The sequence below is a fragment of the Pseudodesulfovibrio mercurii genome, from assembly GCF_000189295.2.
Taxonomy (GTDB): Bacteria; Desulfobacterota; Desulfovibrionia; order Desulfovibrionales; family Desulfovibrionaceae; genus Pseudodesulfovibrio; species Pseudodesulfovibrio mercurii.
Genome location: NC_016803.1, coordinates 3,102,730 through 3,121,826 on the forward strand (window position 1 = coordinate 3,102,730; position 19,097 = coordinate 3,121,826).

Here is a 19,097-nt window from a genome sequence, read left to right on the forward strand (position 1 = left end):
GTCTCCGCGTGTTGTTGAAAAGGCTGCGGCCTACTCGAAGCAGAACTCGATGGTGAAGTTCCCGTCCTTGGTCTTGAAGGGGATGGCCATGATCGGGGCCTTGGCCATGTGGGAAATGGTGTGGTTGTCCCCCATGACCACGGTGGGCGTGGAGCCCTGGAACACGAGTCCCTTCTCCGCCAGCCCGGCCCTGGCCTGGCCGGAGATCATGTTGGTCAGCTCGCCCACGGCGTCCTTGACGTCCTGCATGATGTCCTCGATCTCGTCGCCGAGCATGTTCCTGACGATGGCCACGGCGCAGCCCTTGGAAAAGGAAAGGGAAACACTGCCGTTTTTCTCGCCGGTGATGCCGACCATCCCGGACACGTCGCCGGCCGCGACGTTGTTTCGCTTCACATACGGCTTGCCGACCTCGGGCTTGATGAAGGCCATGGTGGACAAGACATCTATGGCGGCTTTGATGAAGGGCTTGGCCAGTTCGACGTCCATGCTCGCTCTCCTTGAAAATGAGGGTCTGTGTATCTGTCTTCAAGTTTCCCCAATTATCCGCAATAATTAGAGAATACCCGTAAATAGCCTTCGGCGGCCAGCGCAACGGCATAGCCCCGCATTGCAAGTACCTACCCGAGGATGAGTTAACGGGTCAAGGTGTGTATAATATTAATAATACCTCCCCGCGTGTTCCGCCCGAGTCCGGTCCGGGCCGGGGGCGCGGGGGGCTGCCCCGGTCTTGACAGGGGGTACGTCCGCTCATACTTAGAGTTGAAATACAACAGGAAGCGTGAAGCATGAGCACCTACAAGATTCACCCGATCGTCATGGGCACCAAGGTCTTCGACAAAGGCATGATGACCTACCAGCACGACTACGGGACCCCGTACACCATCCCCATCTACACCTGGTACATCGAGGGCGGCGACAAGCACATCCTGGTGGATACCGGCGAGATGCAGCCCATCGTCTCCGAGGAGCGCGAAAAGGCCATCGGCGGCCACATATATACCTTCGAGGAGGGGCTGGCCAAATACGGCCTCAAGCCCGAGGACATCGACGTGGTCATCCACACCCACCTGCACAACGACCACTGCGAGAACGACTACAAGTGCGTGAACGCGACCTTCTACGTGCACGAGAAGGAGCTGGAGTCGGTCTACAACCCGCACCCGCTCGATTTCCGCTACCTCGAGGACTACGTGGACGACGTCAAGGAGAACGGCCAGATCGTGACCGTGAACAAGGACACCGAGGTCCTGCCCGGCATCACCATGATCCACACCCCGGCCCACACCCCCGGCGGCATGTCCGTGAAGATCGAGACCGACAAGGGGTCGGTGCTCATCTGCGGCTTCTGCACCATCCTCGAGAACCTGGATCCGCCCAAGGAGGTCCGGGCCATGGAGATGGAGGTCATTCCGCCGGGCACCAACACCGGCCCCTACGAGGCCTACGACATCCTGCTCAAGGCCCGGGACATGGCCGACTACGTCCTGCCCCTCCACGAGCCCAAATGGGCCTCCATGGAGACCATCCCCGAATAGACGCGACAGGGGGCTTCCCGCACGGAAGCCCCCCGTTTTTCTTGCCATGCCACAGTCTCCGGGCGTAGCGTGCCGAGCATGTCGCCCGTGGTCCTCGCCATCCTGCCCATCTTCGGGCTCATCCTCATCGGCTTTGTCCTGCATCGCCTCGACTTTCCCAGCGTGGGCTTCTGGCCCGTGTCCGAACGGCTGACCTACTACGTGCTCTTCCCGGCCATGCTCGTCAGCGGTCTGGCCGGGCGCCATTTCGACGCCTCCTCCATGGGGCTCGTCCTGACCCTGGTCTCGGCCGTCTGCCTGGTGGGCGCGTTCCTGGTCTTCACCCGGACCATGTTCCACCTGGACGGCCCGGTCTTCACCTCGGTCTTCCAGGGGGCCATCCGGCCCAACACCTACGTGGGAATGTCCGCCGCCGCCGCGCTCCTGGGCCCGGACTGGATGACCCTGACCGCCGTGGCCATGCTGACCCTCATCCCCCTGGTCAACGTGCTCTGCGTCCTGGTCCTGTCGCGCCACGGCAAACACGGCGGCGGGCTGGGCCGCGTGGGCCTTGAGCTGGTCAAGAACCCGCTCATCCTGGCCTGCGTGGTCGGCATGGCCATCAGCCTGCTCGGCCTGCCCCTGCCCGGCGTGGTCACGGACCTGCTCGCCATCCTGGGCAAGGCCGCCCTGCCGCTCGGCCTGCTGGCCGTGGGCGCGGGGCTGCGCTTCGGCGGCCTGGGCGCGTCCACCCTGCCCGTGGTCCTGGCCTCCCTGGCCCACCTCGTGGCCCTGCCGCTGGCCGCCTACGGCTGCGCCCGGCTCCTCGGCGTGTCCGGCCCGGCCGTGACCACCGCGCTCATCTACACCGCCATCCCGGTGTCCGTGTCCTCCTTCATCCTGGCCCGCCAGATGGGCGGCGACCACGAGGTCATGGCCCTGATCATCACCGCCCAGACCGTGCTCTCCGCCCTGACCATGCCCCTCGTCCTCGCCCTGCTGGGGTAGAGGGGGGGGGCACCTCCGGCGGCCGGGGGAAGGGAAGGAACACCCCTTTGAGAAAAGGGGTGTTCCTTCCCTTTTCCCGGACCCCCCATCCCCACCTTTCCCTAAACTTTGTATCGCCGCTTCGCGGGGTGTGGTGGCTTATGGTCTGAATGCCGGGGCGGGGAGGTGGTTTTGCGAAACCCCTTGATTTAAGTGGGGAATTGAGTAAGTATGCCGCTGATTTCCTGTTCATGGCACCCGTCAAGGAGTATGTAATGGCTAAAGATTTCAGAGAATATCTCGTCGAGGGCTACCGGACCGAGGAGTTCGGGCGCGTGTTCAAGGAACTGGCCGTGGGCTTCAAGCTGTTCGTCTCGTTCCAGGCCAGCGAGGTGCACAGCTGCACCCCGGAGGAGACCCTGGACGACATCTACGGGTACACCCACTGGGAGGTGTTCCTGCGTTCCACCACGCCGCCCATCGACACCCCCGAGATCGGGCCATGGATGTCCCTGCGCGAGAAGGAATGGGCCGAGCCCTTCGACCGTCCCGAGTTCCAGCGGGCCATGGTCGGCGAGTTCATCCCCACCGGGCACTGCCAGCAGATCCTCGAGGACTGCATCGCCTATGCCGTGGAAAAGGGCCACATCCAGTCCGAGGCCGAAATCCGCACCCTGGAGCCGGACGAGGAAATCAGGAAGACCAAGGGCTGCGGCGGCTGCGCCTCCAAGAAGAAGCCCGCCAAAAAGCAGGCGGCCGCCGAATAGGCATCCCCCTCAGCACGCAGAAAGGCCCGCCTGACGATCGTCCGGCGGGCCTTTTTTCATTTTTTCGCGAAGGCTACCCGTTCACGTCCAGGACGGTCTCCACGCCGATCCTGAGACCGTCGGCAAAGAGCCCGGCCACCCGGACCGGGGAGCGGGCGGGCGCGCCGTGGGCCGTGAGCCCGGACAGGTACAGGGTGTCGTTGTGCCGGACGGCATGGCCGTAAGGCCCGAGCGGGTCGGGCCGGCCGGGATGGTTGGCGCGCCGCAGGGTCATCGGCGGTCTCCTTGCGGGGGCTTGTCGCTGCGCAGGAAGGGCAGGATCACGTAGACCATCAGCGGCACGAGGATGCCGCTGACGGCCATGGTCTGCACGAACAGGGGCGGTTGCCAGGCCAGGCTGCGCACGGCGGCCGTCAACAGGGTGACGAGCAGCCAGACGCAGACCCAGACCTTGAGGACGAAGACCGGGCTAGGCATGGTCGCTCTCCAGCCCCTGCATGGCCGCCTGGATGGTCTCGTAGTAGCCGGGCAGGATGGCCTCGAGCTTGTCCCGGCCCGGACCGGTCAGCCGGACGCGCTTGGCGCGCCGGTCGGTTTCGTCCGCGGCCACGGCCAGGAAGCCGTCGTCGACCAGGGACTTGAGGGTCCGGGTCATGACCGGCTTGGACACGTCGAGCTTGGAGGCCAGCTCCGTGACGGTCATCTCCTCCCGGTCCGGCTCGCGGTCGATGACCACCAGGGCCAGGTAGCGCAGCTGGGACAGGCCGTGGGCCGCGAAGTACTCGTCCATGCGGCGGATGAGCAGGCTGCCCTGTTTCATGAGCACGAGGGCCTCCATGACCACCTCGGGCCGCATGCCGGGGAAGCGCCGGTGGTAGCGCTCCAGGGTCTCGCGGGTGGGCAGTTCCTTGAGGAAGAACACGGTCAGCCCTCCATGCGCGCGATGAGCTCCGCGCCGTTGGTTTCCGCGCCGAAGTGATGGACCACGTGTTTGCGCACGTGCTCGTGCTGGGCGCGCTCGAAGGCCGCGCAGGCATCCTCCACCAGGTAGGCGTTGTAGCCCATGTCGTGGGCCTCGCGCAGGGAGGACTCCACACAGACGTGGGTCGCGAAGCCCATGAGGAAGAGGGTGTCGATGCGCCGGTTGCGCAGGAACGGGTCCAGGGTGGAGTTCTTGAGCACGCTCGCCCCGGACCGCCCGGCGACCACGAATTCGCCCCTGAGCGGCGCGAACGGCGCGGGCCGCTCAACGCCCTTGTCCCGCCAGGTCCCGGCGCGGGGGATGGCCCCCCGCAGCCCGAGCACGTCCCGGCCGCCGTTGAAGAGCAGGTAGTCGGGGTCGTCGCGCAGGTCGAGGCCCGCGTGGACCACGGTCCAGCCGTTGCTTCGGGCGGACTCGATGATCCGCGCGCCGGTCCGCACCGCGTCCCGGAAGGCGTCGAGGTCCTTGATGACCCGCCGTTGCAGGATCCCCTCGTCCGAGAGCCATTCATTCTGGAACTCGATGAATACGAGCGCCGAGCGCTCCTTATCTATGTCGTAAAGCATGGGTTCCTCCACGGGTTCGCCTGCCGGCGTTTATTGTTACCATGATAACTAATTAGCGTCCGCCGCATTGTCAAGGGGCGGCCGGAAGGGGAGGCGAAAGGGGAGGGGAGAGGCCGGGCGGGCCGCCGGAAGCGGTCAGCCGAAGAAGTAGGTCAGGACGATGACGTAGACCAGGGCGGGGAGCAGGTTGGCCAGCCGGATCTCGGTCAGTTCCAGGAGGTTGATGCCGATGCCGACGATGAGCAGACCGCCGCAGCCGGTGATCTGGGCGATCATCAGGTCCGAGAAGTACTGCTGGAAGAAGGAGGCCCCCAGGGTGATGGAGCCCTGGTACAGGAGGACCGGGATGAACGAGAAGATGACCCCGGTGCCGTAGGTGGCGGCAAAGGCGATGGCCGCGAAGCCGTCCAGGATGGACTTGGTGTAGATGATGGTGGCGTCGCCGTGGATGCCCTCCTCCAGCGAGCCGACGATGGCCATGGCCCCGATGCAGAAGAGCAGGGAGGTGGTCACCAGGCCGTCCGTGAAGGTGGCGTTCTTGGAGTGGACCAGCTGCTTGAAGCGGTTGCCCAGCCGTTCGAACAGGGTGTCGAGGCGCAGCCATTCCCCGGTGATGCCGCCGAGGAGCACCGCGAAGATGACGATCAGGATGTTCTCCACCTTGAGTGCCATCTGGATGCCGATGAGCAGGACGCACAACCCCAGCCCCTGGAAGACGATGGACCGGATGCGCTCGGGAAAGCGGGACTGCAAAAAACAGCCTATCAGCGAACCGCCGATGATGGCGCAGGCGTTGACGATGGAACCAATGGGCAGCATGCGTGTTTCCTTGCTCAGACGTGGGTGTGTTGGTCCAGCGGTGCTACCACCAAGCGCAGGGCCTGACAAGGGGAATGAGGGTGCGCGCCGCCCCGGCAACGGGGGAAAAAGCGCGCTTATCGGAAAAGGGCGAAGACGGTCGCGCCGAGCACGTCGAGCATGCCGACCAGGACCATGAGCAGCCCGGCGATGGACCCCTCCTCGGGGCCGAGCTCGTTGGCCTTGGCCGTGCCCGCGCCGTGGGCGGCCACGCCGAGCATGGCCCCGCGCGCCAGGGCCGAGCGCAGGGGCAGCCGTTCAGCCAGGAACCCGCCCACCAAGGAGCCGAGCACGCCGGTGACGATGACGAAGACCGCCGTCAGGTCGGCCGTGCCGCCGATGTCCCTGGATACGTCCACGGCGAAGGGGGTGCTGATGGAGCGCGGCAGCAGGCTGAGGCGCAGGGTCCCGTCGATGCCCATCAGGGAGGCGAAGGCCCAGCTGGTCAGGAAGGCCGTTGCGGACCCGGCCAGCATGCCGATGCTCAGGACCGCCCAGTAGCGCCGGATGAGCCTGCGCTGCTCGTAGATGGGCACGGCGAAGGCCACCGTGACCGGCCCGAGCATGGTCAGGAGCCAGCCCGCCGAGTCGTGGTACCGGCTGTAGGGCACGTGCATGGCCCAGACCAGCAGGATGAGCAGGGCCGGGGCCAGGGCCAGGGGCATCTGCCACCATTGGTGCCAGCGGCGGTAGGCCAGCTTGGCCGCCAGGTAGAGGGCGATGGTCAGCAGGGACCAGACCACGGCCTGGACCAGGGGCTGGTTCCAGAACTCAACCGCGGCGTTCACGGCGGGCCTCCAGGCGGAAGAACAGGTCCACGGTCAGCGCCGTGACGTTCATGACCGCCACGGTGCCCAGGAGGATGACCGCCAGGAGCTTCAGGCCGAGCAGGCCGAAGAACTCCGGGTGGGCCATGACCGCGGGCACGGCCGGGATGAAGAAGAGCAGCATCTCGCCCAGGTACCAGTCGGACCCCCGGCGCAGGCTGCGCGGGCTGACCCTCCGGCTGGAGAGCAGCGTGAAGACGATGAGCAGGCCGATGATGCCCGACGGAACCGGGACGTGCGTGGCCCGGACGAACCCCTCGCTGGCCAGCCAGACGAGAAAGAGCAGGCCGGCCTGGGCCAGGCTGCTGTTGTGGAATTTCCTCCGCAGGGGGATGGCTATGGCGCGTGTTGTCATGATTACCTCGTGCCGGGAACATAGGTCGGCCCATTCGATGAAGCAAATGACTTGTGTAACTTGAAACTATTCCATATTGGAATGGGTATGGAGTTCAGAAAAATAGAGATGTTCGTGGAAGTGGTCCGGCAGCAGGGGTTTTCCCGAGCCGCCAAGGTCCTGTTCAGCACCCAGTCCACCATCAGCAAGGCCGTGCGCCAGCTGGAGAACGAACTGGACGCGCCGCTGCTCGACCGGGGTGCGCCCGGCATCGTGCCGACCCCGTCGGGCGAGGTGGTCTACCGCCGGGGGTTGCGCCTGCTGGCCGAGCGGGGCGACATGGAGCGCGAGCTGGAGGAGCTTCAGGGGCTGGCCAAGGGCACGCTGGTCCTGGGGTTGCCGCAGATCGGGGCGGCCACCCTGTTCGCCCCGGTGTTCGCGGAATACCGCAAGCGTTTTCCGGGCATCGACATCCGGCTGATGGAGCACGGCAGCGACGAGCTGGAGGAGCTGCTGCGGGCCGGTCGCGTGGAGCTGGCCGCGTCCCTCTTGCCCGTGTCCGAGGAGTTCGAGTGGCTGCCGGTCCGGCGTGAGCCCCTGGTGGCCCTGCTTTCCCCGGACTATCCCCAGGCCGCGCGGAAATCCATCCGCCTCGACGCCCTGCGCGAGGTGCCGTTCATCCTGTTCGAGGACGGCTTCGCCCTGAACCGGATCATCCTGACGGCCTGCCGCCGGTCCGGGTTCGAGCCCGCGGTCATCGCCAAGAGCAGCCAGATCGACTTCATCTGCAAGCTGGCCGGGGCCGGACTGGGGGCGGCCTTCCTGCCCCGGATCGTGGCCGAGCGGCGGACCTCCGGCGCGGTCGGGATCATCGATGTCGAGGACCCGCACATGGTCTGGGACATGGCCGTGATCTGGCGGCGGGGCGCGTACCGCTCGCGGGCGGCCCAGGCCTGGCTCGACGTGGTCCGCGATCTCTACGGCGGGCAGGCGGAGTGAGCCCGGCGACGACAAAAGGGACCGGCCCCGTGGCCGGTCCCTTTTGTCGTAATGGAAGCGAGGGCTAGTACTGGATGTAGGCCACGTGGGTCTGGAGGTACTCGTACAGGCCATGTTTGCCGTCGGCCCCGCCGATGCCGGACTTGCGCCAGCCCGCGTGGAAGCCCTGGATGGACTCGAAGTGCTCGCGGTTGACGTAGGTCTCGCCGAACTTCAGTTCGTTGATGGCCCGCATCATCTTGGTCACGTTGTGGGTGAAGATGGAGGAGGTCAGGCCGTACTCGCAGTCGTTGGCCAGGTCGATGGCCTGGTCGAAGTCGTCCACCTTGACCACGGGCAGGACCGGTCCGAAGATCTCCTTGCGCACGATCTCCATGTCCTGGGTGCAGCCCGCCAGCAGGGTGGGCTCGTAGAAGTAGCCCGAGGGCTGCCCCTCGGCGCGCTTGCCGCCCACCAGGACCTCCACGCCGTCGGCCTTGGCCGTGGAGACCATGTCCTCGATCTTGCCCAGCTGGGCCGCGTTGATCTGGCAGGCCATGTCGGGCGCGGGGTCGGCGAAGGGATCGCCGTAGGTCACGGCACCCATGGCCTTGGTCATGCGTTCCATGAACTCGTCGTAGACCGGGGCCTCCACGTAGACGCGCTCGGCGCAGTTGCAGACCTGGCCCGAGAAGATGACGCGCGAGGCGACCGCGGCCTTGACGGTCAGGTCCATGTCGCAGTCGGCGCAGACGATGACCGGGGCCTTGCCGCCCAGTTCGAGCGAGGTCTTGGTGATGTTTTGGGCGGTGGAGGTGATGATGTTCTGGCCGGTCTCCACGCTGCCGGTCAGGGTGACCAGGCCGACCTCGGGGCTGCGCACCAGGGCGTCGCCCAGGGTGGACCCGCCGCCGGACACGAAGTTGAGCACGCCCTTGGGAAGGCCGATGTCGGCGATGAGCCTGGCGAACTCGAAGGTGGTGTTCGGGGTGTCGCTGCTCGGCTTGAGGATGATGGTGCAGCCGGTCAGGATGGACGGGGCGACCTTGCGGGCCATGACGAAGAACGGGAAGTTCCACGGGCAGATGCCGACCACCACGCCGATGGGCTGTCGGTAGAGCAGGATGTTCTCGGTGGGCCGGTCGCTCTGGATGACCTCGCCCTCATACTTGTTGGACCAGCCCGCGTAGTAGTCGAAATAGGCGGCGGTGGCGTCGATCTCCACCTGGGCCAGCGGCAGGACCTTGGCCTGTTCCTCGGCCAGGGTGCGGGCGAGCATCTCGCGGTTGGCCCGGATGGCGGCGGCCATCCGGGCCAGGTACGGGGCGCGCGCCGAGCAGGGCGTGGCCGCCCAGGCCTTCTGGGCGGCGGAGGCGGCTTCCAGCGCCAGGGCGGCGTCCTGGGCATTGCCCTTGGGGGCCATGGCCACGACCTTTTCGGTGAAGGGGTTGATGACCTCGAACTGCTCGCCGGAGACCGCGTCGCGGAATTCGCCGTTGATGTACTGCCGGTATGTTTTCATGAAACCCTCCCGGGTCCTGGATGGTTGGTCCGGCACCGGCGGTCCGTTGCCGGACCATGCCACCGCCGGGTGACAAACGGAGATGCCACACAACTTGACAGAAGGCGCGGTTCAAAACAACCCCCTTCCGGAAAAATTGCGGGTTCTTTGCCGGAAGGGGGTTGGAAGGGGCCGGAAGGGGGGCCGGAAGGGGCGCGGTCGAAGCTACTGCCGGGGCGGCCTGCCGCCGCCGGGGCCGCCCTCGGGCGGTTCGGGCCGGTCGCTGTTCCGCTTGGCGGCCATCTCGTCGCGCCACTTGGAGTAGGCGAGCATCTGGTCCTCGGTCAGAATCTTGGCCAGCTTCTTGTCGGTTTCCCAGTTCAGATCGTCCATCTTTTGCTGCACGGCCTTGCGGGCGTCGCTGTCCCCGGACCGGGCCTGGTCCATGAGCGACTTCTCGCCTTCAAGCTGCTCCTGGATGATGGGAGTGACGGCCGCGACCTGCTCGTCGGTCAGGCCGAGCCGGGTTTTCATGTCGGCCACGCGCTGTTCGGCCGTGACCGGCCCGCCGGGTCCGCCCGGACCGCCGGGGCCACCGGATTCACCTTGGACGCCGGGTCCACCGGGTCCGCCGGAAGGCCCCTGCCCGCGCGTGTCCTGCGACGCGCAACCGGCGGCCAGAAGGAGCAGGGCCAGGACGGCCGGGACAAGATATCGTTTCATGACAACCTCGCAGGGTTTACGTTTCACCGCCGGACCGCCCCACAGGCGCGCCCGGCACTCCCCGGCATATAGTCTTCCCCCGGCAAAAGCACCATTCAGCCCATGTAAAAAAGTGTAAATGACTGTAGCTAGGCCCACGGTGCCCGGCCCGCGCGCCCCCCGCCCCGCTACCCGAATTGCACCCCCTTCCCAACGTCAGTCCCACGCAGCCACGTCCCGCCGCCCCCGCAGCCTCGTCCCGCAGGCCCACGCAGCCCCGTCCCGCCGCCCCGCTCGCACCCCGTCGCGCCATTCGGCCAGCGCGCCCCCCGTCCTGCCGTCCGGCACACGCAGACCCTCCTCCCGCCGTCCGGCCACGCCCCGTCCCGCCGTCGTCTCCGCGTCACAATGCCATTGACAGAGCCCGCACGGCTGCCCTATGAGATAACCTCTCCCACGCCAGGGTGGCGGAATTGGTAGACGCAGCGGACTCAAAATCCGCCGGTAGTGATACTGTGAGGGTTCGAGTCCCTCCCCTGGTACCAAGAATGAAAAAAGCGGCCCACGGTTATTTGCCGGGGGCCGCTTTTTTGTGCGCCGGGGTAGTCCTTTCGTGTCGCGGCGCGGCTACTTCACCACGCCGATGAGGGTGTTGACGTCTTCGACGCCGGTGGTTTGCATGAAGGTGATGAGTTCGTCGAGGATGTCCATGGTGGCGGTGGGCTTGAAGAGGTTGGCCGTGCCCACGGCCACGGCGGTGGCGCCGGCCATGAGGAATTCCGCCGCGTCTTCGCCGGTCATGATGCCGCCCATGCCGATGATCGGCAGGTGCACGGCCCGGGCCACCTGGTAGACCATGCGCACGGCCACGGGCTTTATGGCCGGGCCGGACAGGCCGCCCTGTTTGGTGGAGAGGACGAAGGCCCGGCGGTGGACGTCGATGCGCGCGCCGAGCAGGGTGTTGATCAGCGAGACGGCGTCCGCGCCGCCCGCCTCCACGGCCCTGGCGATGGCCGCGATATCGGTGACGTTGGGGCTCAGCTTGACGATCAGGGGCTGCCCGGCCACCGCCTTCACGGCCCGGGTCACGGCCTCGGCCATGGCCGGGTCCACGCCGAAGGCCACGCCGCCCTCCTTGACGTTGGGGCAGGAGATGTTCAGCTCCAGCAGGTCCACATCGGCCGAGGCCAGCCGCTCGGCCACCTCCACGTACTCGTCGATGGTCCGGCCCGCGATGTTGACCGCTATTTTCGTGTCGAAGCCGCGCAGGAAGGGGATGTCGTCCTGGCAGAAGGCGTCCACCCCGGGGTTCTGCAGACCCACCGCGTTGAGGATGCCGCCGTAGGCCTCGGCGATGCGGGGCGGCTGGTTGCCGGGCCAGGGGGTCTTGGCCACGCCCTTGACCACCACGCAGCCGATCCGGTTCAGGTCCACGTAGTCCACGAAATCCTTGCCGGAACCGAAGGTCCCGGAGGCGGTCATGATGGGATTCTTCAGCTCCACACCGGCGATGTTCACGCGCAGGTTCATGAAAATATGACCTCCTCGGCGGCGAAGACGGGACCGTCCTTGCACACCTTGCGATAGGAAAAACCGGCCTCTCCGTCGTCCCGGATCTTGGTCACGCAGCCCACGCAGCAGCCGAAGCCGCAGCCCATGCGCTCCTCCAGGGAGAGGTAGGCGGGGAGCTCCCGCCGGGCCGCATAGGCCTGTACCGCCCGGAGCATGGGGGTCGGGCCGCAGGCGAAGATGGTCCCGGTGAGCCCCCGGTCCTCCACAATCTTCATGGCGTTGCCCCGTACCCCGACGGAGCCGTCGCGGGTGGCGACCAGGACCTCGCCGTACAGGGCAAGGCGCTCGATCAGATACGGATCGCTCCGGAAGCTGACCGCGACGACCTTGCGGCCGGGAAGCTGTTTGCACAGCTCCACCAGGGGGGGCGTGCCCACGCCGCCGCCGATGATCAGGTTGGTTTCGCCCGCCGCGCCCAGAGGAAAGCCGTTGCCCAGGGGGCCCATGACGTCGACCCGCTCGCCGGGCCGGTAGTCCGCGAACTCGCGGGTGCCCTTGCCCCGGCAGGCGTAGACCAGGTGCAGCCGCCCGTTGTCCCGGTCGATCTCGCAGATGGAGATGGGCCGGGGCAGGAGCTGGCCCTGGTGGCGGCAGTAGACGCTGACGAACTGTCCGGGGCGGGCGCTGGCGGCCATGGCCGGGCTCTCGAAGATCAGCTCCCGGACGCCTTCGGCGAGCGGCTCGTTGGAGAGGATGGTGCAGTGGGTCCGACCCGTTTTGCTCTCTTGGCACATGGCAAGTTCCCCCTCGCGGTTGGTTGCGGCGCGGTCCGTCCGGGATGTCGGCGCTTCCGCCCGGCGGAATCGGCGAAAGGACCGTTCCGACGCCCCGCTGACGGGGCGACGGTCGGGCCCCGGAAAAGGGGCGCGGACGGGCTGTCGCGGATGGATGGTGCGCGGTCCGCGCATGGCGGCCGACGGCCCGGAGGCGGCGGCCCTGCGTCGGCGGAACGGTCTCGGAAACGGTCCCGCCGACCGGCGCTCCCTCCCGGCGCGGATGCGGGAGGGAGCGGCTTCGCGCCGAGTCGGCGCGGCAACGGGCCGGTCTATGCCCGTTTGCTCTCGATGATTCCGGCGGCGATGCCGTTCATGGCCGCCACCCGTTTGTTCTCTTCCCCGGAGGCGAAGGCCTCGCCCAGCTCGGCGACGTAGGCGCTGAACCGCCGGTACTCCTCCTCGGCAACCTCGGTGGGCAACGGCTGCCCCTCGTACAGGTTGACGAACTGTTCGGCCGCGGCGGCCAGCAGGAGACAGGGGGCGGCGTTCACGGCGTCCTCCGCGCCCTGCTCCAGGGCCAGGGCGGCGCATTTCTGGAATCCGTGGATGCCGCAGCCTTCCGTATCGAGGACTTCGGTCAGGGAATCAAACATCGTTCACTCCAAATCGTTACTTGGCGATTTCGGTCGATCCGCCGTGGTTGCCGGACCAGACCAGGGGTTCGTTCAGGAAGGCCTCGACCTCGCCCAGGGTCTTGGTGTCGAAGTAGTTGTTGTCCTTGCACACGGCCAGGACGTCCCACCAGGTGGCGAGCCAGTGGAGCCGCAGGTCGTGGTGCAGCAGGTTGTCGCGCGTCTCCTTGAACATGTCGTAGTAGAAGACGACCATGGCGTCGGTCACCAGGGCGCCGGCCTTCCGGAGGGCCTCGCAGAATTTGATCTTGCTGCCGCCGTCCGTGGTCAGGTCCTCGACCAGGAGGACGCGCTGCCCTTCGGTGATGTCGCCCTCGATCTGGGCGTCACGGCCGAATCCCTTGGGTTTTTTGCGGACGTACTGCATGGGGATGTTCATCTTGTCGGCGATCCAGGCCGCGAAGGGGATGCCCGCGGTCTCGCCGCCCGCCACGGCGTCGAACTGCTCGAATCCGACCTCGCGCAGGAGCACGGAGACGCAGAAGTCCATCAGCGTGTTCCGGATGCGCGGGTAGGAGATCAGCTTGCGGCAGTCGATGTACACGGGGCTCGCCAGGCCGGACGTGAACATGTAGGGCTTGTCGGCCTGGAAGTGCACGGCCTTGATCTCAAGCAGCATCTTCGCCGTCATCTCGGCCATCAGTTCCCTGCTGGGAAAGGTGCTCGGAAACATCTCTCAACTCCCTTTGGTGATTAAAATGTTGAATCGTCCAGCCCGTCCCGGCCGACCACCCGCCAGTGCAGGGGAAAGCCCGGATCGAACACGGTCACCGGGCCGTCGGCGGTCATGATCCGGTCCGGGAAGGCGACCGCCTGTTCGCTCCTGCGGAGGGTGATCCGGGATGAGCTCGCCAGCAGGTTATAAAAGGCCGGGCCGCTCAGGGCAACAAACGTCTCAAGTTTCTCCAGGCTGGACTCTTCCTCGAAGACGGCCGCCACGCAGGCCAGGGCCGTGGGCGCGTTGAAGATGCCCGCGCTGCCCGCCGGACGCAGCTTGGCGGCGTCGGGGTGGGGCGCGGAATCCGAGCCGAAAAAGAAGCGGGGGTCGCCGGAGACGGCCGCCCGGCGCACGGCGCGGCGGTCCTCCGGACTCTTGGCCACGGGCAGGCAGTAGTAATGCGGGTGGATGCCGCCGGACAGGATGTGGCTGCGGGTCAGGACCAGGTGGTGCGGGGTGATGGTCGCGGCCAGGTTGCGCTCGGCCGAGAGGACATACTCGACCCCCCGGGCCGAGGTGACGTGCTCTATGACGATGCGCAGCTCGGGCAGACGGCGGCGGAGCGGGTCCAGGACCCGGTCGATGTAGGCCGCCTCGCGGTCGAAGACGTCCACGGCCGGGTCGGTCACTTCGCCGTGCACGGACAGGACCAGCCCGGTCTCGGCCATGCGCTCCAGGACCGGCATGACCCGGTCCATGTCCCGGACGCCGTTCTCGGAATTGGTGGTGGCCCCGGCCGGGAAGAGCTTCACGGCCTTGACGAAGCCCGAGGCCACGGCCCGGTCGATCTCCTCCGGGGCGGTGGCCTCGGTGAGATAGAGGGTCATCAGCGGCGTGAAATCGCAGCCCTCGGGCAGGGCGTCGAGCACCCGCCGGCGGTAGGCGTCCGCCAGGGCCACGGTGGTCGCGGGCGGGACCACGTTGGGCATGACGATGGCCCGGCCGAAGTCGCGCGCCGTCCATTCGGCCACGGCGCGGAGCATGTCCCCGTCGCGCAGGTGGGCGTGCCAGTCGTCCGGCCGCCGGATGGTCAGTTCCGTCACGGACATCATTCCCCCTCCAGCAGATGGTTGTACAGGACCTCGGCCCCCAGGAGGAAGTCCGCGACGTCCAGGGCCTCGTCCGGGTTGTGCGACCCGTTGCGGTTGCGCACGAAAATCATTCCTGAGGGCACGCCCGCGTTGGCGAAGACGGCCGCGTCGTGGCCGCCGCCGGACGGCATGACGAAGGGTTCCAGGCCCGTCCGGGCCATGGCCGCCCTGAGCCCGGCGATGACCTTGCCGTCCATCAGGGCCGGGGCCGTGGACAGCTCGTCGTCCAGGACGAACTCGACCCTCCGGGCCCGCTCCACCTGGTGCATCTCCTCGCGGAGCATCTCGCGCATGCCGTCCAGGACCGCGCCGCTCTGGCTGCGGCAGTCGAAGCTGAAGGTCACCTTGTCCGGGATGCGTGACAGGGAGTTGGTCCTCGGGTCCGTGGAGACCACCCCCGAGGTCAGGACCAGGTCGTCGCCCTTCTGGAGGATGGTCAGCCAGCTGTCGTCCAGCCGGGAGAGGAGGTCGGCCAGGGCGAAGACCGGATCGCGGCGGTAGGCCCGGGGCACGGCCCCGGAGTGCCCGGCCTCGCCGAGGCAGGTGATCCTGCGGTGGCGGAAGTTGCCCCGGATGCCCGAGACCACGGCCACGGGCAGACGCTTTTCGACCAGCATGGGGCCCTGCTCGATGTGCAGCTCGACGTATTCGAGCACGGAGGCCGTGTCCAGCAGCGGGCGGCCCGCCCGGATGGCGTCCACGTCGATGCCGAGGGCGCGCATGTGGCTCTCCAGGGTCCGGCCGTCGTCCCGGTGCACGGCGGCCAGCTCGGCCCCGGTCAGCTGGCCGGTCAGCCCCTTGGATCCGATGTAGCACGGCCCGAACCAGTGGCTCTCCTCGGCCCGCATGGCGATGCAGCGGACCGGGCGGGCGAAGCGTTGTCCGGCGGCCTTGGCCCGGATCAGGCAGAGCAGCCCGGCGGCCACCCCGGCCAGCCCGTCGTAGTTGCCGCCCTGGTGCACGGAATCCACGTGGGAGCCGACCACGGCGAAGCGCCCGGCGTCCATGTCGTCAGGGAGGGCGAAATGATAGTTGCCGCCCCGGTCCGCCCGGACCGCGAGGCCCCAGGCCTCGGCCCGTTCGCGCAGGGCCTCGAGGACGCGGGTCTCGGTGGCCGAGTAGGCCGGGCGGCTGATGCCCACGTCGGCCGGGCTCAGGCGGGCCGCCTCGTCGAAGAGGTCGCGCGCGAAAGCCTCGGCGTCGGGGACGGCCCCCTTGCGGGGGGAATGAGCGGCCATTCCGCTCGGGGCGGATTTCTTCATCACTGCCATGTCGCTTCCGGACCGGGTTCGGATCAGTTGAAGATGAGCCGGGGAATGAACAGGGACAGGTCCGGCACGTAGGTGACCACCAGCAGGACCAGGATGTTCACGATCACGAAGGGCCAGACGCCCTGGATGATGCTCATGACCGGCTTGCCCAGGGTGGACGCGGCCACGAAGATGTCCAGGCCGAAGGGCGGCGTGATCATGCCCAGGCTGATGTTCAGGGTGACGATCATGCCGAAGTGCACCGGGTCCACGCCCAGGGCCGTGGCCACCGGGAACAGGGGCGGCACCAGGATCAGCTGCGCGGAGTTGGGGTCGATGAACATGCCCGCGATGAGGAAGCAGATGTTGACGAAGATGAGGAAGGCGACGGGCCCTGCGTGGGCGGCGTCCAGGAAGTTGGTGATGTGCGTGGGCACCTGGCCCAGGGTGACGAAGAAGGACAGCAGCCCGCCCACGGCCAGGAGGACGAAGATGATGGCCGTGGACACGGCGCTCTTCTCGACCACGTCGAAGAGCTTCTTCCAGGTGAACTCGCGGTACACCAGGGACTCGACGATGACCGCGTAGACCACGCTCACGGCGGCGGCCTCGGTGGGCGTGAACACGCCGGAATAGATGCCGCCCAGGATGATCACCGGCATGCCCAGGGCCCAGCCCGCGGCCCGGATGCCCTTGAGCTTGTCCGCGAAGGAGGTCCTTTCGCTGCGGGCGATGCCCTTGCGCTTGGCCTCAAGCCAGACCATGACCGAGAAGGCCAGGCCGAGGAACAGGCCCACGGCGATGCCGCCCGCGAAGAGCTTGGCGATGGAGGTGCCCGTGATCCAGCCGTAGATGATGAAGGTGATGGAGGGCGGAATGAGCAGGGCGGTCTCGGCGCTGGAGACGATCAGCCCCAGGCTGAACTTCTCGGAAAAGCCGCTCTTGCGCATCTCGGGGTAGAGCATGCCGCCCATGGCGGCCACGGTGGCGGGCGCGGAACCCGAGACCGAGCCGAAGGCCATGGACCCGCCGACCACGGTGTGGCCGACGCCGCCGGGCGTCCGGCCGATGAGCAGCTTGACGCAGTTGGTCAGCTGCTTGGCGATCTGGCCGGAGCCCATCAGGTGGGCGGCCAGGATGAAGAACGGGATGGCCAGCAGGGTGGTGTGGTTGATGCCGCCCACGAGCTTCTGGATGATGGCCGGGTTCGGGATGGTCGCGTAGAAGGACGACTTGATGAGCAGGGCGGGCCAGCCGAGGACGAGGAACATCTCGAACCCCGCGAAGAGCAGGAGCACCGCCAGAAGGATGATGAGAACAAGCATTACGCGGCCTCCTCCTCGGACTTGTTCTGTCCGAACCGGTCGATGAAGCCGATGAGGCTCAGGAAATAGCGCAGGCCCAGCAGGGTGAAGCCCATGACCGGGGCCAGGTAGATCCAGCCCATGCGCATGCCCAGGGTCGGGCTGGTCTGGCCGGTGCCCAGGACGAACTTGACCAGGACGTACCCCTGCCAGACGAGATAGGCGCAAAAGCACAGGCCGGACAGGTCGATGACCTTGAGCAGCGGTTTGCGGATACCGGCCGGGAGCCGGTCCCTGAACGTGTCGATCCCGACGTGCATGCCGCGCTCCAGGGCGATGCCCAGCGCGCCGAAGACCAGGAAGAGATTCATGAGGCGGACCGCTTCTTCGACCCAGGACAGGTTGCTCGCCATTTCTCCGCCCACCTCCCTGGCCACCACGTTCATGAAGAACAGGACGACCATGAGGGAAAACGTGCTGACGAGGAAGACCCGTTCTATCCTACGCAACAAATTGAGAAGAAACATGATACGCTCCGAAACTCTCCGGGTTCGCACCCGGGATCGACACATTCAGTTCCAAGGGGCCCCGGGGGCCGCTACTTCATGATCTTGTCGTACTCTTCGGTGTAGACCTCGAAGAGCTTCTTGCCCTGGTCGCCCGTCTTGGACAGGAAGACGTCCATGGACGGCTTGAACATCTTGGCGCGGAACTCGGCCTTCTCGTCGGCGGAGAGGACGCGGACGTTCACGCCGTGGGACTTGATGTCCTCCAGGGCGGCGGCCACGGACTTGGCCTTGTGGGCCACCAGCTCGGGGATGACTTCCCGGAAGGCGTCGCGGATGATGGTCCGGTAGTTCTCGGGCAGGCTGGACCACCACATCTGGTTGAAGAGCACGAAGTCTTCCATCAGGCCGTGGTAGGAGATGACGAAGTTCTTCTGGACCTCGAAGTACTTCATGCGCTGGATGGTATCGAGGGGGTTCTCCTCGCCGTCGACCACGCCGGTCTGCAGGGCGGTGTAGAGCTCGCTGAACGGCAGGGCGATGGCCGAGGCGCCCAGGGCCTTGAACTGTTCGATCAGGATCTTGGAGTCCATGACCCGGAACTTCTGACCCTTGAAGTCGTCGGGGGTGTCGATGGGCTTGTTGGACGAGAAGCACTTGCGGCCGTTGGGCCAGATGGTGATGGCGGCCACACCCTTGTCGGCGAAGCTGTCGAGCAACATCTGGCCGAACTTGCTCTCGCGCAACTGCTGGGAGCGGGCGTCGTCATCCGGGTACAAGTAGGGCACGTCCAGGATGGAGACCATGGGGTTGAACCCGCCCAGGAACGCGGCCGGGGCGACCGTGCCTTCAAGGGTGCCGAGCTGGACGCCCTCGTTCATCTGGCGCTGACCGCCGAGCTGGCCCTGGGGGTAGATCTGGAACTCCACGTCGCCGTTGGTGCGTTCCTTGACCAGCTGGGCGACCTTGACCAGCAGGGTGTTGCGGGACTGCTGGGCGGACTCCAGGTGGCCGATCTTGGCCACGTAGGTCGCCGCCTGCGCGTTGGCGCAGAAGACGGCGGCCATGGCGAAGACCGCGAAACCTATGAACAATTTTGAAATAGACCGGGAATGAAATTTCATCTTTCTCTCCTCACTGATGATGAATTTTGTTCACGCTAGTATGTGGTCTCCAACGAAGTCAAGCAAAATATCTCAGATTTGATACGTATCTCAAATTTGAAAAAT

At 66.5% G+C, this 19,097-nt stretch carries 23 protein-coding genes and 1 tRNA gene; 5 read left to right on the forward strand and 19 right to left on the reverse strand.

Annotated features, from left to right (window positions below; genetic code table 11):
- Positions 1-30 precede the first annotated feature (30 nt).
- On the reverse strand, positions 31-489 hold the full coding sequence (locus tag DND132_RS13990) for a chemotaxis protein CheX (RefSeq protein ID WP_014323405.1): 459 nt from the start codon (positions 487-489) through the stop codon (positions 31-33).
- A 299-nt stretch (positions 490-788) separates the two neighbouring features.
- Between DND132_RS13990 and DND132_RS13995 the strand changes: the two genes are divergently transcribed.
- The 3 genes from DND132_RS13995 to DND132_RS14005 all read left to right on the forward strand — a co-directional run bounded on the left by DND132_RS13995 (position 789) and on the right by DND132_RS14005 (position 3,271).
- Positions 789-1,538, forward strand: coding sequence for an N-acyl homoserine lactonase family protein (locus DND132_RS13995; RefSeq protein ID WP_014323406.1), 750 nt, complete (start codon positions 789-791; stop codon positions 1,536-1,538).
- Between the two features lie 78 nt (positions 1,539-1,616).
- A complete protein-coding gene (locus DND132_RS14000) occupies positions 1,617-2,525 on the forward strand; it encodes an AEC family transporter (RefSeq protein ID WP_014323407.1) in 909 nt (302 codons plus the stop codon).
- 254 nt (positions 2,526-2,779) lie between these two features.
- A complete protein-coding gene (locus DND132_RS14005) occupies positions 2,780-3,271 on the forward strand; it encodes a hypothetical protein (RefSeq protein ID WP_014323408.1) in 492 nt (163 codons plus the stop codon).
- Between the two features lie 73 nt (positions 3,272-3,344).
- Here DND132_RS14005 and DND132_RS18625 read toward each other — a convergent pair whose 3' ends face one another.
- The 7 genes from DND132_RS18625 to DND132_RS14040 form a co-directional block, all read right to left on the reverse strand.
- Positions 3,345-3,545, reverse strand: coding sequence for a hypothetical protein (locus DND132_RS18625; RefSeq protein ID WP_014323409.1), 201 nt, complete (start codon positions 3,543-3,545; stop codon positions 3,345-3,347).
- A complete protein-coding gene (locus DND132_RS14015) occupies positions 3,542-3,748 on the reverse strand; it encodes a putative antibiotic biosynthesis monooxygenase (RefSeq protein WP_014323410.1) in 207 nt (68 codons plus the stop codon). The genes DND132_RS18625 and DND132_RS14015 overlap by 4 nt, the downstream gene beginning before the upstream one ends.
- The gene (locus DND132_RS14020) at positions 3,741-4,193 is read right to left on the reverse strand and encodes a MarR family transcriptional regulator (protein ID WP_014323411.1); all 453 of its coding nucleotides are present in this window, start codon (positions 4,191-4,193) and stop codon (positions 3,741-3,743) included. The genes DND132_RS14015 and DND132_RS14020 overlap by 8 nt, the downstream gene beginning before the upstream one ends.
- 2 nt (positions 4,194-4,195) lie before the next feature.
- Entirely contained in the window at positions 4,196-4,819 is a 624-nt protein-coding gene (locus DND132_RS14025) for a cysteine hydrolase family protein (RefSeq protein ID WP_014323412.1), read from the reverse strand.
- Between the two features lie 135 nt (positions 4,820-4,954).
- Positions 4,955-5,638, reverse strand: a complete 684-nt coding sequence (locus DND132_RS14030) for a DUF554 domain-containing protein (RefSeq protein WP_014323413.1) — start codon at positions 5,636-5,638, stop codon at positions 4,955-4,957.
- Between the two features lie 116 nt (positions 5,639-5,754).
- Complete coding sequence (locus DND132_RS14035; protein WP_014323414.1) at positions 5,755-6,465, reverse strand: LrgB family protein; 711 nt, start codon at positions 6,463-6,465, stop codon at positions 5,755-5,757.
- Positions 6,449-6,859, reverse strand: coding sequence for a CidA/LrgA family protein (locus tag DND132_RS14040; RefSeq protein ID WP_014323415.1), 411 nt, complete (start codon positions 6,857-6,859; stop codon positions 6,449-6,451). Before DND132_RS14040 ends, DND132_RS14035 begins: the two co-directional genes overlap by 17 nt.
- An 87-nt stretch (positions 6,860-6,946) precedes the next feature.
- Between DND132_RS14040 and DND132_RS14045 the strand changes: the two genes are divergently transcribed.
- Positions 6,947-7,837 (forward strand): LysR family transcriptional regulator, encoded by an 891-nt coding sequence (locus DND132_RS14045; RefSeq protein ID WP_014323416.1) that lies wholly within the window; start codon positions 6,947-6,949, stop codon positions 7,835-7,837.
- A gap of 64 nt (positions 7,838-7,901) precedes the next feature.
- On the opposite strand, the gene aldA is transcribed toward DND132_RS14045, so the two are convergent.
- Together aldA and DND132_RS18560 are read right to left on the reverse strand one after the other, a co-directional pair.
- Positions 7,902-9,338, reverse strand: a complete 1,437-nt coding sequence (aldA, locus tag DND132_RS14050; protein WP_014323417.1) for an aldehyde dehydrogenase — start codon at positions 9,336-9,338, stop codon at positions 7,902-7,904.
- 204 nt (positions 9,339-9,542) lie between these two features.
- Positions 9,543-10,040 carry a hypothetical protein gene (locus tag DND132_RS18560; RefSeq protein ID WP_014323418.1) on the reverse strand — a complete coding sequence of 166 codons (498 nt, stop codon included), beginning with the start codon at positions 10,038-10,040 and terminating at the stop codon, positions 9,543-9,545.
- A gap of 437 nt (positions 10,041-10,477) precedes the next feature.
- Here DND132_RS18560 and DND132_RS14060 point away from each other — a divergent pair.
- A tRNA-Leu gene (locus DND132_RS14060) sits at positions 10,478-10,564 on the forward strand.
- Between the two features lie 82 nt (positions 10,565-10,646).
- On the opposite strand, the gene DND132_RS14065 is transcribed toward DND132_RS14060, so the two are convergent.
- The 9 genes from DND132_RS14065 to DND132_RS14105 form a co-directional block, all read right to left on the reverse strand.
- Positions 10,647-11,549 carry a dihydroorotate dehydrogenase gene (locus tag DND132_RS14065; RefSeq protein WP_014323419.1) on the reverse strand — a complete coding sequence of 301 codons (903 nt, stop codon included), beginning with the start codon at positions 11,547-11,549 and terminating at the stop codon, positions 10,647-10,649.
- Complete coding sequence (locus DND132_RS18565; RefSeq protein ID WP_014323420.1) at positions 11,546-12,325, reverse strand: dihydroorotate dehydrogenase electron transfer subunit; 780 nt, start codon at positions 12,323-12,325, stop codon at positions 11,546-11,548. The genes DND132_RS14065 and DND132_RS18565 overlap by 4 nt, the downstream gene beginning before the upstream one ends.
- Before the next feature lie 311 nt (positions 12,326-12,636).
- Positions 12,637-12,960, reverse strand: a complete 324-nt coding sequence (locus DND132_RS18570) for a hypothetical protein (RefSeq protein ID WP_014323421.1) — start codon at positions 12,958-12,960, stop codon at positions 12,637-12,639.
- 16 nt (positions 12,961-12,976) lie between these two features.
- Entirely contained in the window at positions 12,977-13,672 is a 696-nt protein-coding gene (locus DND132_RS14080; RefSeq protein WP_014323422.1) for an orotate phosphoribosyltransferase, read from the reverse strand.
- Between the two features lie 20 nt (positions 13,673-13,692).
- A complete protein-coding gene (gene pyrC / locus DND132_RS14085) occupies positions 13,693-14,766 on the reverse strand; it encodes a dihydroorotase (protein WP_148267005.1) in 1,074 nt (357 codons plus the stop codon).
- Positions 14,766-16,079 carry a Zn-dependent hydrolase gene (locus DND132_RS14090; RefSeq protein ID WP_014323424.1) on the reverse strand — a complete coding sequence of 438 codons (1,314 nt, stop codon included), beginning with the start codon at positions 16,077-16,079 and terminating at the stop codon, positions 14,766-14,768. The genes pyrC and DND132_RS14090 overlap by 1 nt, the downstream gene beginning before the upstream one ends.
- Positions 16,080-16,102: 23 nt before the next feature.
- On the reverse strand, positions 16,103-17,383 hold the full coding sequence (locus DND132_RS14095; protein WP_014323425.1) for a TRAP transporter large permease: 1,281 nt from the start codon (positions 17,381-17,383) through the stop codon (positions 16,103-16,105).
- Positions 17,383-17,889 (reverse strand): TRAP transporter small permease, encoded by a 507-nt coding sequence (locus tag DND132_RS14100; protein WP_014323426.1) that lies wholly within the window; start codon positions 17,887-17,889, stop codon positions 17,383-17,385. The genes DND132_RS14095 and DND132_RS14100 overlap by 1 nt, the downstream gene beginning before the upstream one ends.
- Before the next feature lie 71 nt (positions 17,890-17,960).
- On the reverse strand, positions 17,961-18,992 hold the full coding sequence (locus tag DND132_RS14105; RefSeq protein ID WP_014323427.1) for a TRAP transporter substrate-binding protein: 1,032 nt from the start codon (positions 18,990-18,992) through the stop codon (positions 17,961-17,963).
- Positions 18,993-19,097: the final 105 nt, after the last annotated feature.